The following is a 12,991-nucleotide window of genomic DNA, read 5'->3' as shown; positions in this document are numbered from 1 at the left end:
ACTTAACTCCTCCGGCTGCATCCTGCTGCCCTTTAAACCATATGTTCGCGGAGTACTGTTTTTTAAGCTGACTGCTGCGCTAGGCCGAACAGGGTAGTATAAACCGAACCTGTAGTCCGGAATAATTGTTAGCTTTGCAGCAGGAAAAGTCTAAAACAGCAAGCCGTCTTATCGCTGCTCTTAAACGAGGAGAGGAAAGTCCGGGCAACACAGAGCATCCTACTTCCTAACGGGAAGGGTTCCGGGAGACCGGAATACAGCCAGTGCCACAGAAAAGTACCGCCATACGCTTCTGGCGTAGGGTAAGGGTGAAAAGGTGCGGTAAGAGCGCACCAGCGGCTGGGTGACCAGTCCGGCTGGGTAAACCTTAGGAGTTGAAAGACCAAATAGGCTGGCAGCGTCCTGCCACAAGCAGGGCTAAGGGCGGCTCGTCCGATGCCAGTGGGTAGGTCGATGGAGCCTGTCCGTGAGTGCAGGCCTAGATAAATGATAAGACACAGGCTCCTTTAAAGGGCTTGTGACAGAACCCGGCTTACAGGCTTGCTGTTTTTCTTTTTCGCTTCCTTTCTTCTACTCATCTATCGGCAATCTTGCAGCCTTCACTTTCAAATAAAGTAAGAAGCCTAGTTACAGAAGTATGGCTGAAATCTACCCTGTTTGTAAAGTATAAAGTAGTTTTCCTGAATCCCTTCTCCTTCCCTTCTCTCGTATAAAATTCCCCTCCTAGCTGATTACAGAACCTTTCTTCCGTGGCAACTTTCCTTTTGAAGCGTGGCGTAGTTCAAATTATTGCCTGTATTAAATGACTTTGATTCGCTCTCAGGAATACAAAAATGCGCATCGCTGTGCACTTCCCTTTTGTTAACTTCAAAGTCTTTCTTAATTTCAGGGTCTTTATGAAACTGAATTATACGCCACGTTCCTTTTAATATGAAAAAGAGTACCCTTCTTTTCTCTGTTGCTATCTTACTTTTTACCCGGGCCTTTGCCCAGAATGCTCCGGCAGTTGCAATAAGCCCATCCGCTTCCGGCGCCTCTGCCCCCTTAAAACTCATATTTCCGGCGCAACCAGGCTGGAAAGTGCTGCGGGAAGGCCAGAGACTGGAGTTTGATGTAAAAGCCGCAGGAGGGAAAGACAGTGTGTTTACTTATTCACTCACACAGGGAAAAGTGGAAGGAATGCAGTTTGATTCGCTTGGTCATTTTTCCTGGACTCCCAGTTATGATTTTGTGGATCGCCTGAGCAATGGCCGCACCATTCAGCTTTTGTTCGAAGCAAAAAACCGCAAACAGGAAAGCGTAAACCAAATCATTGATTTTAAAATTGAGCATGTCAACCGCCCCCCGGTTGTAGGGGAATTGAAGCCCTTGTATGTGCGTTACAATACAGTCAACACCTATACAATTGAGTCATCCGTAATCAAGGATGAAGACAACGACCCGATTGTAATCGTACCTATCGGGGATACAATGCCCGAGGGGGCCAAGCTATCACCGCAGGGAGAATTTACCTGGAAACCATCCCTTTCCCAGTTCAATTCCCTGCGCAGCCGCCCTGTCATGCTAGAGTTCTATGTAGAAGACCAGCCCGCCAAGGGGCGCACCAAAGGCTATTTCAAAATAGAAGCTACCCAGCAGGACCTGCCCCCCAGCATTCAGATGATTCCCTCCATCAAAAAATTTAAGTATAAAGAGGGCACTACCATCAATCTGAAGTTTCAGCTGTATGACCCTAATGGCGATAATGACATTGCCCTGTTCAGTTTTCTTTCCGAAAATACCGATGTTCCTGCCAGCACGTTAGTTAAGAATACGGCCTCACAATACGAATTTATCTGGAAGCCGGGCTATGATTTTGTGAAAGACACGCAGGATTCCGTTTCGTTTGACATTACTTTTTTTGTGATGGACAAATCGAATAAGCGGGAAGAGCGAACTATTTCTATTTCCATCCTGAATGCGATAAACGAAGCTGAAATAGATCGTAAACTATATAGCGAATACCGTTCGTCCCTGGTTAGAGCCTGGGACCTGATGGAGCAGTTGAAACAGTCGGAAGAAGATCTGAAGAAGAAGTATAACCGGGCAAAAAGAGGCAAAAAAGGCCGCTCTCTTACCAACGCCTCCCTGGGTGCTGTAACGGGTATTTCGCCGGTGGTGGTAGAAGAGCCGGCCACTTCCAAAAAGATCACCACTATTGGCGGTACCATGGTCATGACGATCGGCACCCTGGAAGCTACCGAAGTGATTGGCCGGTCTACAAAAGATCTAGTAGAACGCCTCAACTACATCATTGAAAAACGCAATGAGCTGCAGACAAAAGGCGACGTTTTTGCCCGTAAGTATGCGCTGAAGTCTTCGCGTCGTAAACCGGAATTTATTAAGGACGTGGATGATTTTGTGGCCCTGATGAACCTGAAAGGCTTAGTGGCACTGGAGCTGGATGCGGGCTGGAAAAACAAAGCCAAGCCCACAGATGAAAACGTAGCCAAAACGTTTAAAGATTTCAGCCCGGATACAGAAGCAAAATAGCGGCTTGCCCTATTCTATAAAAAGCCTTTATACCTGGCTGCCAGGTATAAAGGCTTTTTATTTCGCACTTACAATAAGACTCCACATAACTTATGGATTTCCAAATAGTTAAGCGGCTTGTCGCATTCAGGCCAAATGCTTTTATCTTTTATCCACTTCTCTCCTTGTTGCAGGCATCGCAAATTTAGCTGCCTGTATAAAGCCTCCGCTGCTTAAAGCCATACTGCAGGTGTTTTGTTATCTTTGCCCCGCAATTAAACGAGAAGATGACGGACCTACACCTATACGACCCATTTGAGCAAATGCAGTTTAGCGACCAGCATTGTTTCTTATGCGGCACCAGCATTACGCCTGCGCACCGAACGCCTGTTTTCGGGGAATGGCTGCAGCAACAATATAACCTACAGGATAAAGAGTTGCTGCAACTTGATAAGAGCATTACTACCTATAAGGCACTCACCATACCCTGCTGTGACCGTTGCCATTTGGAGCACATAATTCCGCTGGAACAGCAAGTAGCCCAGGCAGCAGCGCAAGGGAAAAAGGGCTTGGAAGCATTGCCGCCACAAAGGCTTTTTCAATGGATCGGTAAAATGTATTATGGCATGCTAATAACTGAACTTATCCGGGAAATGGATCCGGTCATTACGCCGCAATACCCAATTAGCGAGGAGCCTAAAATGCTGGGCAAGTTCCGCGAGTTCTTTAAAGTATTGCAATCATTGCGGGTGTCGATGATCTTCTCTGATTTCCTGCCTTGTTCCTTGTTTCTGCTGGAAGTGAGTCCGGAAGAGGACGAGGTGCCATTCGAATACCAGGACGAGCTGCGTACGATGGTGTTTAGCATTAAGCTGGGAGAGGTTGCCATTGTGTGCAAGCTTCTCGATAACGGGATTATCCGAAGAGCTTTGGGCAAGCTTTATAAGTTAACAGAAGGGCATGCGTTGCATCCGGTACAACTGGCCGAATTTAAGGCCCGCGTATTTTATGCTGCCTACATATTTAATGTGGTGCCGGAGTATTTTATCCGCACTGTGAAACCCCAGGATACGACCCTCCTGCTCGACACCCTGATTGACGACGTGACAAGCGAGGTGTTCAACCCCTGGGAAATGCCGGCCTATGCCCACATGTTGGAGGAAATGCTGAAGCCCTGGAGTATACGCGCGCAGGATATCCTTAAAGATCCGCAGCAGCCCCTGAGTTTCCTGCTTGACGAACAAGCCAACCTTAGAGCCATCCGGCACTTTGATAAAAAGAGCTTTATACTATAAAAGAACGCGGCATCAGAAACACTTTGGCGATTTGAATTAAATCGGGCTGCGTATGATGCAGCACAATACTTTGGAAGTATAACGGATAAAAAGCAGGAAGCTGGTAAAAATTACCAGCTTCCTGCTTTTTATCCTTGAAAAGAGCTTTTCTTATTCAATCAAAAAGCTAACATCCACCGTTGACGTTACCACCACCTCGCCGCCAGCAATAGAGGGGCCACTCTGGTCATATGCAGCTGATTCCATCTTCGCATACATAGGTCTTGGCATTCCACCGTTGGGTGCATTTTCATTAATGGCGTATACGCGGCCAAGTTTAGCTCCCAATTCTGCGGTAAGGGCAGCAGCTTTCTGCCTGGCATTGTTTACCGCTTTTTTTCGTGCTTCGGCCGTATACTTATCCAGGTCCGACACCTGGAACGAGATGCCATCCACCCGGTTCACGCCAACTTCATACAAACCTGCCACTACCTGGTCGAACTTGTCCAGTTTCTTTATCAGCACGGTCATACTTTTCTGCGCCATATAAAAATCAGGCGAGGTTCTGCCATACGCATCGCCATTATAAACCGGCTGCACATTTACGTAAGAAGTCTGGATATTTTTGGCATCAATGCCCTGTTTTTTAAGGTAGCTGATAACGGCGGCCGCTTTGGCATCGGTTTGTTTGCGTGCCTGGTCCAGGTTCTTGTCGCGTACTTCTACGCCGAAATTGAGCAGTACCTGGTCGGGCTGCACTTTTATCTCTCCTACCCCGGTTACATGCACCAGCGGAGGCATTACCTGTTGCTGCGCCTGTACCTGCAGCGTTGTAAATAATACGACAACTAAAAGGGTAATCCATTTCATACTTTTCATAGTTTCGGGTTTTAATGTTGGCTAAAGTTAAAGGTAAAATGATTGAAGTATAGTTTACTTCTATATAGGCTATGACTAATCAAATCTTATACCAATAAACAAATCTTAACCGGAAAGGCATAAAAAAACCCTTAACTTTTTAGATTAAGGGTTCTTTACATGTATTGAAAAGCTTAAGAAGCTTCGGCATACTCAAAATCATCATCGTGGGCACTGTAACGGGCCAGCAAGACCGCACCGATTGTTAAAGCCCCGGCAGTAAGTATAAGCTGTGTCGTGGTGAAGCGTTTTGTTGCCTTTAAAATAATGTTACCCACATCCTGCATGAGTTCAGGCAGTTTTTCGTGGCGCCCCTGAAACACGTGCAAGGCCGACTCTACTGTTCTGGACATATCATGTGGTTGCAATAACGAGAGCACACCTTCTGCATTACCTTGTCCTTTGTTTTGCGTGTCCTTCGCGTTGCTGTTTCCCTTATTTTGTGACGTATTGTTTTCCATAGTATATTTTCTGATCAATATTAAAGTTAACTTTTACTTTATACGGAGCGATGCCCAGAAAGGCTGGCTCTTATGCTGTTGGTTGCCCCCCATGCTGCCTAACCATTTCGGTCATGCGCTGCTCGAGGCTGTCCGACGACAGCATCATACTTGCCGGAAATCCTACCTGCAGGTCATCAATGGCCAGTATTTGTGCTTCGGGGTTATAGGTATACTTGCCCGAAACTCCTTTTTCGCTGAAGCTACCATTATTACCTTGCAGGGTTAGTCCCATTTGCTTTAACTTCTCCTTCAGGGCATTAAAAGCCTCCGGGTTGATGTTGGTATATTGTACGCTTTTGGCCATAGTTGGCTTTCTTGGTTTTAGTGTAACATGTGGCTATATTAACGAAAGTAGGCTATATTGGTTAAATAAACAGCAAAATCACCCGCCATAAATTTTCATCACCCAACTTTAGATAATATAGAATTCTGAAATTAAATAAGGGAAGATTTTGGAAAAAAGAAAGCACCCGCTATATTTGCACCCGCAATACAGTAGCACGGTCCGTTCGTCTAGGGGTTAGGACTTCAGATTTTCATTCTGGCAACAGGGGTTCGATTCCCCTACGGACTACTAAACCTGCAAACAAGAAAGGAAGGCTGTTTTAGCCTTCCTTTCTTGTTTTAACCCATTTCCGACTTTTTTCTCTTCTTTGCCCTTGTTTGCATTATTTCTGTTACTCTCTTGTTACTCGTTTTTTTGCTTCCACTTCAGGAAACTTTAAAGCAAAAACAAAGACAAAAGATGAGTGTAACATTAAGAAAGAAATCATTGGCTAGCAGCAAGTACAGTTATTACTTGGACTATTATATTGACGGGAACATAAGTGTGAGTTCCTCAAACTCAAAACCCACAAACGTCCTGAAGACGAAACAGAAAAGCAGCATAATAAGGAAACAAACATGTAGTCTATATAGCGATATCCCGCGTGGAAAAGTCTCTATATTTCACACGGCTCAAGCTTATTCCGATCAAATTTCAGTTCTTGAATTAAAAAGGACTACAGAACCGAATATTTACCCTGCGCCAAAAACTACGGGGCTCAAATTAGTGATGAAGGATTTTCCTTTATACACAAGGAAAACCGGTCGAGATAAAGAAGAGGCTACCTGGCTTTAAGCAAATCCTCAAGTCGCGTAGAATAGCAAGGTGAGAGCTTTTCCTGCCGAAGCCCCCACCGCTGCTCCGTGCCCTGCGCGCCATACTTCACAGCGCTATGGCCGAAGCGCTCCCGCAACGCGTCCAGCGTCTGCATGAGCTGCGCGTGCTTTTCCCGGTCCACAGTGTCCAGCAGGCTCAGCTGCACACACTCGGCCGGCACCAGGTCCAGTAACAAAAGTCCTGTTTTGCGGTAGCGGAAGCCAGGGCGGTAGATCTCCCGCAGGGCTTTGAGGGCATAGCGGATGAGCTCGGGTTCCGAGTCGGTGGGCGTATCAAAAGTAACAGTGCGGCAGTTGGAATACAGCTCCCCCTCCCCAGCAAAGCGGCTGGTCATGGCAAACACAGTCATGGCTCCTGCCCTGCTCTTCTGTCTGCGCAGCTTCGTCGCACACCTGACCACGTGCGTGGCGAGCGCCTCTTCTATTTCTGTTACCTGCGTAATAGCCGTACCAAAGGAGCGGGAGGTGCAGATGTTCTGCTTGGCGGGTGGCAAGAGCTCCAGGTCCTGGCAGGGCTCACCCCGCAGCTCTTTCACTGTGCGCAGGCCCACTACCGTTAGGTGCTTTTTAGCAAAGGCATCCGTAACATTGCGCAGGTCCCAGGCGGTATGCACGCCTAAGCCGGAGAGCTTTAGGGCATAGCGACGCCCGATACCCCACACGTCCCCCACCTGAGTTCGTTTCAACGCTGCTTCGATGTGCTTTTCCTCGGTGAGCACCAACACCCCGCCTGCCTTAGCTGACTTCTTGGAGAGCCGGTTGGCCAGCTTGGCCAGCGTCTTGGTGGGGGCCACGCCCACCGCTACCGGGATGCCCGTCCACTGCCCCACCGTCTCTTTAATATTCTTCGCGTAAGCCGTCAGATCGGTCTGGTAAAAATTCCCCAAATCCAGAAAGCTCTCATCAATCGAATATACTTCCAGGTGTGGGCTAAACTGCGAGAGCGTCTCCACCACCCTGGCCGACATATCCCCGTAAAGCTCATAGTTAGAGGAGAAGACCTGCACCTGGTGCTTTTCGATGAGCTCCTGTACCTGAAAGACAGGCTGCCCCATCTTCAGGCCCAGCGCCTTGGCTTCGTTGGAGCGGGCGATCACGCAGCCGTCGTTGTTGGAGAGGATCACCACGGGCTTTCCTTCCAGCCCCGGATTGAAGACCCGCTCACAGGAGGCGTAGAAGTTGTTGCAATCCACCAGGGCAAAGAGCGAAGTCATGCCCCAAAACTTCTTACCGTGCCCACTACTATACCCCAGATCCTACCAGCCTCGGCATCCTGAATACAGATAGGTGGGTAGTTGGGGTTTTCGGCTATCAGGTAAGCCCCGTCCTTGCGCAACTCATAGCGCTTGATGGTAAACTCCCCTTCCACATAAGCCAGCACAATATCGCCGCTCCGGGCTTTGCGGTCCTTGTTGACCACGGCTAGGTCTCCCGGGGCAATATGGGCGCCAATCATACTATCGCCTACTACTTTCACCAGAAACGTGGAGGTAGGGTTAGAGGACACGTAGCTGTTCAGGTCAATGCGCCCGGAGATGTAATCATCGGCCGGACTGGGGAAACCGGCCCGTACGGTGGCGCCCACCAGGGGAATAAACAGGCTGCTCTCCACCTCCAGGTGAAACACCTCGGGCCAAGGCATAGGGTGCAGGGGAATAATGCTCGCTTCTTTCATAGTGCCTTCTTTTACGGCAGCAAATTAAGAAACGGCTATATATTTAGCTAAATTTTTTAGCAAAACTATTATTTTTAGTTTCAAAGCTTATTATTCTACCCAAAAAGGCTTCCCTGCTCCGGAGCCGGTTCCAGTACCTGAGGGCTGTCATTAGCCGGGGAATTCACCAGATGCGACACCGGGTATGCTTTCATCTCCTCGCTGGGATAAGGGTGCAACAGGGACAGGAGGTGCTCATCTGCCAGCTCACCGGAGAGCCACAGGGATTCTTCTTCCGGGTGCAGCAGCACAGGCATGCGGTCATGGATGGGGAGCATCAACTCATTTGCCGCTGTGGTGATCAGGGTATAACTGTTGATCACCTCCCCTGTTTCCTTATCGGTCCATTCGTCCCAGAGGCCGGCAAAGCAGAACAGCCCTTCATCTTTCAAAAGGAAGCGGTACGGGGCTTTGCCGGCCGAAGAGGTGCGCCACTCATAGAAGCTGTCGGCGGGTGCCAGGCAGCGCTTGCGGTTAATGAGTTCGCGGAACAGGGGCTTTTCGGTGAGCGTCTCGGCCCGGGCATTGATGGTCTTGAGCTTGTAGCCTTTGTCTTTGGCCCAGTGCGGCAACAGGCCCCAGGAAAAGAACTGCAGCTTATCGGGTTCTTCGTTGGTGATCACGGGTAGCAGCTGCGAAGGAGCCACATTAAAGCGGTTGTCTACTTCGGCCTGCTTCAGCAGGCGGGCAGCCCGCACGGAGCCCTTGCTTTCTTTGTTTTTGGAGATGATCGAGTATCTGCCGCACATAGGTCTTTGTATAAGTAGTAACAGGTGGTTACAAGAAGTAACATTTTGTAACCAGTTGCTACGAAAGATAAGAGTTATAATTCTGTTTTACGTGGCGCATCAGAAGCAGGACAAGTATAGCACCGGTAGTATTGAACTTCACCTACAGGGTACAAGCCAAGAATGCCAGCTCGCAAGCAAGTGCTTTTAAGCGTTTATAGCTTGCCGTAGCGGGAGAAGCACGATACCACCCGCATAGTGTCTACATGGTCAAAAAGCTCGACTTCGAACCAGTCAGTAAATAGGTTCACTTCCCTATCCACTTGCTGCTCATTCGCCGTGTATTCTTTTAAGATAGCGGTAGACCTTATAAATGGGATATCAGCCATACTTGATAGCAACGAAATGCCCATGGTCATGCAGCTGCTCTGGAACAGCTACCACAAAAGCTTGGCTATGAAAAATGAAGGCTTAATAGAAACATTAGAGTTGCGTTATACTATTACTAAGCCTATTGAAGCAGTTAGGTTCCGTAGATGCCGCATTCGTATGTTTATTCTCCTTTTGAGAGAAAACATGCTGAGGTCAAAAGGAGAGACGTCAGGAGCATGTGTATCATAGGGGAAGTCGATCAACGGAGTATGGGCAAATTAATGCTGCGCATCGGTTGAGGTATTTGGTGCTGCTGCATGCCATTGCTCTACGCCCGGAAGGCATTTGATGACGTCGCCTTTATTTATAATTTGAATCGGTTTGCCTTTTTCCTGATAGTAGCCGGCACCTTCGGTAATCAGCAGGATCTGGCCGCCAGGATGCATATGCCAATCCAGTTTGGAAGCGGGCGCATAGGTAGCAGTCGCTATGCTGAAATTGAAATTGTTATCAGGTTTATTTAATTCATTAAGCCAGATAGCTCCCGTGTAATTATCTGTGTTCTTTCCTAATTCCCCTCTCGGAAAACAGAAACATCTTGCGCAATGGCCCTGCAAGAATAGACGACAGTATAAAGAAGCATGACATACAAGAATTTTTTCATCAGGTTATTGCCGTTTTTCGTTTTACGCGCCTCAGAGCGTATTTATAATTTATCCTTTGCGTTGCAGCTGTGTGCATTGAGAACAAAATTTAACCGTTCGCTATCGGTTGATCATCTTTTGCGCTTGCTCCGAGTATCGCCCGCCCTGCACCTGAATCTTTGAAACGGCGGCCGTAATTTCCCTGAGGTCCTCAACACGTAACGCAATGGCTGCTGAACCGATGTTTTCTTCTAATCTGTGTAGTTTTGTGGTGCCCGGTATAGGCACGATCCAGGGCTTTTGTGCCAGGAGCCAGGCCAGGGCTACCTGGGCAGGAGTGGCATTTTGCTCGTTTGCCGTCTTGCCAAGCAAATTGACTAACGCCTGGTTTGCCTGCCGGTTTTCTTCCGAAAAACGTGGAACGGTATTACGAAAATCCTCCTTCCCAAAGGTGGTATTCGCATCAATTCTGCCTGTCAGAAATCCTTTCCCTAAAGGGCTGAAGGGCACAAAGCCAATGCCGAGCTCCTCGAGTGTGGGCAATATATCCGCTTCAGGCTCCCGCCACCATAGGGAGTATTCGCTTTGCAGGGCAGCTACCGGATGAACAGTATGGGCCTTGCGGATAGTGGCTACTCCTGCTTCAGAAAGCCCGAAGTGCTTCACCTTTCCCTCCTGAATGAGTTCCTTCACTGTTCCCGCTACCTCTTCTATCGGAACGTTGGGGTCAACGCGGTGCTGATAGAACAAATCAATCACTTCCGTTTTCAACCGTTTGAGGGAAGCCTCAGCTACTGCTCTGATGTTTTCCGGGCGACTGTCCAGCCCCAGGGCTGTTTTGCCTTCTTTGAAACCGAATTTAGTGGCAATTACCACCTTGTTACGGAAGGGCTCCAATGCTTCACCAAGCAATTCTTCGTTGGTATAGGGGCCGTATGCTTCAGCAGTATCAAAAAAAGTTATGCCTTTTTCGTAGGCGGCCCGAATCAATTTAACAGCATCCTGTTTGTCTGTTGCAGGACCATAGCCATAGCTTAACCCCATACAACCCAGGCCAAGTGCTGATACTTCCAGGCCGCTTTTTCCTAATGTTCTTTTTTGCATCATCGTAAGTTTTAAAATCTATCAATCTTCCAGCTTTCTTTCTCCCAGCCATTTCACCATGGCCGGATCGCGATGGTCGAAGAAGAGGCTAGCCTTTTGGTCTAAGGAAACAATGGCTTCCATGTCCTGCTGGCTTAACTCAAAGTCAAAAATGTTAAAGTTCTCTTTTATGCGATCTTTATGCACAGATTTAGGAATAGCCACCACACCTCTTTGTATAAGCCAGCGCAACACCACCTGTGCAATAGACTTGTTATACTTCTCACCTATCATGCGCAGCAGCTCATTCTTGAAAAGATCATTCTTGCCCTCTGCAAAAGGGCCCCAGGACTCAATCTGAATGTCGTTTTCCTGCAGGAACTGCTGTGTTTCTAGCTGCTGGTGGAAAGGGTGTGTTTCGATCTGGTTCACGGCCGGCACTACTTCGTGATGCACAAGCAGGTCCATTACCCGGTCTGGCTGGAAATTGCTTACGCCGATAGCTCTTGCTTTCCCTTCTCTGTACAGGTCCTGCATGGCCCTCCATTCACCGTATACATCGCCATAGGGCTGGTGTATGAGGTATAAATCCAGATACTCTAACTGAAGGCGTTTCAGGGAATTCTCAAACGCCTTTTTTGTTCCCGCATACCCTTCCGCCTGTATCCAAAGCTTGGTTGTAATAAACAATTCTTCTCTCGGAATGCCGCTTCTCTTAATGGCTTTCCCTACTGCTTCCTCATTCTGGTATACCGCCGCCGTATCAATAAGCCGGTAACCGGCTTGTATGGCTTCATATACACTTTTTTCACATTCTTCTGCATCAGGAATCTGGAAAACTCCAAACCCCAGGAGGGGCATTTCTACCCCGTTATTTAATTTAACTTTCTGCATAATCTTTTATCTTTCTGTTACGATAAAATTTCTATGGCAAAGGTAAAGCGTAGTATATACCAGCGTGTTATACAGATTACAGGTTTATATACCATTATTACTGATCCGGGAAGGCATCCTGGGGAAAGCATGAAAAAGGTGGTAATTTTGAATAACAGTAAAACGAAAGCGACATGGATAATCTGCGGCGATTCGAGACCATCAGCGATTACAACACCTTTAACAACAATGAGACCTTACATCCGCTGGTGAGCGTTGTGGATGTATCCAAGGCAAGCCCCAGGCAAGCCGCCAGTATGTATTTTGGATTTTATACTGTCTTTTTAAAAGAAGTCAACTGCGGTGATCTTCGCTATGGCCGCCATACCTATGATTACCAGGAAGGCACGCTGGTGTTCATTGCCCCGGGGCAGGTAGTGGGTGTGGAAAATAGCGGAGAGACGTATCAACCAAAAGGGACAGCGCTTATCTTTCATCCAGACTTAATCCACGGCACGACGCTTGGACGGCATATGCAGGACTATACTTTCTTTGGCTACCAGTCCAATGAAGCCCTTCACTTATCTGAGCGGGAAAGGAAAATTATATTGGATTGTCTTTCCAAGATTGAATACGAGTTGGAGCATGCCATTGATAAGCACAGTAAAAAACTGATTGTTTCCAACATCGAGTTGTTTCTGAATTATTGCGAACGGTTTTACGATCGCCAGTTCATTACCCGTGATAATATACACAAAGGCGTATTGGAAAGGTTTGAGGATTTGCTGAACACGTATTACCAGTCAGACAAACCACAAACGATTGGGTTGCCTTCTGTAGCCTGGTGTGCAGGCGAACTGAATTTATCAGCAAACTACTTTGGCGACCTGGTAAAAAAGGAAACAGGACACACAGCCCAGGAATACATACAGTCGAAGGTATTGGATATGGCAAAAGAAAGGATTTTCGACCATAGCAAGTCAGTCAGTCAAATTGCCCATGAACTAGGGTTTAAGTATCCCCAGCATTTTACCCGCTTATTCAAGAAACGAGTGGGTACGTCACCCAATGAATATCGGAATCATCCAATTTCTACGAAATTAGCTTCAGCAAAATAGCATTAAGTTTTGTCATGCTAAACGCGTCATCAATGGCGAAAGCATATTACTTAAACTCTGGCAGGAACAGCAGGATGCACTGACAAATTTTT

General features: G+C 47.6%; 12 protein-coding genes, 1 tRNA gene and 1 other RNA gene. 5 read left to right on the top strand and 9 right to left on the bottom strand.

Translation table 11 applies throughout. The features are described 5' to 3' along the window. Positions 1-155 precede the first annotated feature (155 nt). From rnpB to LWL52_RS06420, 3 genes are all read left to right on the top strand, one after another. Positions 156-551: RNase P RNA component class A (rnpB, locus tag LWL52_RS06430), an RNA gene on the top strand. A gap of 379 nt (positions 552-930) precedes the next feature. Next, positions 931-2,532, top strand: coding sequence for a hypothetical protein (locus LWL52_RS06425; RefSeq protein ID WP_242918050.1), 1,602 nt, complete (start codon positions 931-933; stop codon positions 2,530-2,532). A 266-nt stretch (positions 2,533-2,798) separates the two neighbouring features. After that, the gene (locus LWL52_RS06420; RefSeq protein ID WP_242918048.1) at positions 2,799-3,806 is read left to right on the top strand and encodes a hypothetical protein; all 1,008 of its coding nucleotides are present in this window, start codon (positions 2,799-2,801) and stop codon (positions 3,804-3,806) included. Between the two features lie 150 nt (positions 3,807-3,956). On the opposite strand, the gene LWL52_RS06415 is transcribed toward LWL52_RS06420, so the two are convergent. From LWL52_RS06415 to LWL52_RS06405, 3 genes are all read right to left on the bottom strand, one after another. Next, a complete protein-coding gene (locus LWL52_RS06415) occupies positions 3,957-4,664 on the bottom strand; it encodes an SIMPL domain-containing protein (RefSeq protein ID WP_242918046.1) in 708 nt (235 codons plus the stop codon). 173 nt (positions 4,665-4,837) lie between these two features. Then, the gene (locus LWL52_RS06410; protein WP_242918044.1) at positions 4,838-5,164 is read right to left on the bottom strand and encodes a hypothetical protein; all 327 of its coding nucleotides are present in this window, start codon (positions 5,162-5,164) and stop codon (positions 4,838-4,840) included. Positions 5,165-5,234: 70 nt separating this feature from the next. After that, positions 5,235-5,510 carry a hypothetical protein gene (locus LWL52_RS06405; RefSeq protein ID WP_242918042.1) on the bottom strand — a complete coding sequence of 92 codons (276 nt, stop codon included), beginning with the start codon at positions 5,508-5,510 and terminating at the stop codon, positions 5,235-5,237. A 198-nt stretch (positions 5,511-5,708) separates the two neighbouring features. Here LWL52_RS06405 and LWL52_RS06400 point away from each other — a divergent pair. Next, positions 5,709-5,780, top strand: a tRNA-Glu gene (locus tag LWL52_RS06400). Between the two features lie 532 nt (positions 5,781-6,312). Here LWL52_RS06400 and LWL52_RS06395 read toward each other — a convergent pair. The 6 genes from LWL52_RS06395 to LWL52_RS06370 form a co-directional block, all read right to left on the bottom strand. Then, the gene (locus tag LWL52_RS06395; RefSeq protein ID WP_242918040.1) at positions 6,313-7,581 is read right to left on the bottom strand and encodes a Y-family DNA polymerase; all 1,269 of its coding nucleotides are present in this window, start codon (positions 7,579-7,581) and stop codon (positions 6,313-6,315) included. Then, positions 7,578-8,042, bottom strand: coding sequence for a LexA family protein (locus LWL52_RS06390; RefSeq protein WP_242918038.1), 465 nt, complete (start codon positions 8,040-8,042; stop codon positions 7,578-7,580). Before LWL52_RS06390 ends, LWL52_RS06395 begins: the two co-directional genes overlap by 4 nt. A 95-nt stretch (positions 8,043-8,137) precedes the next feature. Next, positions 8,138-8,830: an SOS response-associated peptidase gene (locus LWL52_RS06385; protein ID WP_242918036.1), complete on the bottom strand. Its 693-nt coding sequence runs from the start codon at positions 8,828-8,830 to the stop codon at positions 8,138-8,140. Between the two features lie 629 nt (positions 8,831-9,459). Then, positions 9,460-9,798, bottom strand: coding sequence for a cupin domain-containing protein (locus tag LWL52_RS06380; RefSeq protein ID WP_242918034.1), 339 nt, complete (start codon positions 9,796-9,798; stop codon positions 9,460-9,462). Positions 9,799-9,945: 147 nt separating this feature from the next. Then, a complete protein-coding gene (locus LWL52_RS06375) occupies positions 9,946-10,929 on the bottom strand; it encodes an aldo/keto reductase (RefSeq protein WP_242920666.1) in 984 nt (327 codons plus the stop codon). A gap of 21 nt (positions 10,930-10,950) precedes the next feature. Next, positions 10,951-11,802 carry an aldo/keto reductase gene (locus tag LWL52_RS06370; protein ID WP_242918031.1) on the bottom strand — a complete coding sequence of 284 codons (852 nt, stop codon included), beginning with the start codon at positions 11,800-11,802 and terminating at the stop codon, positions 10,951-10,953. Positions 11,803-11,975: 173 nt separating this feature from the next. Between LWL52_RS06370 and LWL52_RS06365 the strand changes: the two genes are divergently transcribed. Next, entirely contained in the window at positions 11,976-12,899 is a 924-nt protein-coding gene (locus LWL52_RS06365) for a helix-turn-helix domain-containing protein (RefSeq protein WP_242918029.1), read from the top strand. Positions 12,900-12,991: the final 92 nt, after the last annotated feature.

Source organism: Pontibacter liquoris (genome assembly GCF_022758235.1).
Taxonomy (GTDB): domain Bacteria; phylum Bacteroidota; class Bacteroidia; order Cytophagales; family Hymenobacteraceae; genus Pontibacter; species Pontibacter liquoris.
Note: the sequence above shows the minus strand (reverse complement) of the source record. Positions and strands in the feature narration are given on the sequence as shown.

Excerpts from the sequence above, each read along its gene's own strand:
- LWL52_RS06425 (WP_242918050.1), top strand. The coding sequence starts at position 931 with ATGAAAAAGAGTACCCTTCTTTTCTCTGTTGCTATCTTACTTTTTACC.
- LWL52_RS06420 (WP_242918048.1), top strand. The coding sequence starts at position 2,799 with ATGACGGACCTACACCTATACGACCCATTTGAGCAAATGCAGTTTAGC.
- LWL52_RS06415 (WP_242918046.1), bottom strand. The coding sequence starts at position 4,664 with ATGAAAAGTATGAAATGGATTACCCTTTTAGTTGTCGTATTATTTACA.
- LWL52_RS06410 (WP_242918044.1), bottom strand. The coding sequence starts at position 5,164 with ATGGAAAACAATACGTCACAAAATAAGGGAAACAGCAACGCGAAGGAC.
- LWL52_RS06405 (WP_242918042.1), bottom strand. The coding sequence starts at position 5,510 with ATGGCCAAAAGCGTACAATATACCAACATCAACCCGGAGGCTTTTAAT.
- LWL52_RS06395 (WP_242918040.1), bottom strand. The coding sequence starts at position 7,581 with ATGACTTCGCTCTTTGCCCTGGTGGATTGCAACAACTTCTACGCCTCC.
- LWL52_RS06390 (WP_242918038.1), bottom strand. The coding sequence starts at position 8,042 with ATGAAAGAAGCGAGCATTATTCCCCTGCACCCTATGCCTTGGCCCGAG.
- LWL52_RS06385 (WP_242918036.1), bottom strand. The coding sequence starts at position 8,830 with ATGTGCGGCAGATACTCGATCATCTCCAAAAACAAAGAAAGCAAGGGC.
- LWL52_RS06375 (WP_242920666.1), bottom strand. The coding sequence starts at position 10,929 with ATGCAAAAAAGAACATTAGGAAAAAGCGGCCTGGAAGTATCAGCACTT.
- LWL52_RS06370 (WP_242918031.1), bottom strand. The coding sequence starts at position 11,802 with ATGCAGAAAGTTAAATTAAATAACGGGGTAGAAATGCCCCTCCTGGGG.
- LWL52_RS06365 (WP_242918029.1), top strand. The coding sequence starts at position 11,976 with ATGGATAATCTGCGGCGATTCGAGACCATCAGCGATTACAACACCTTT.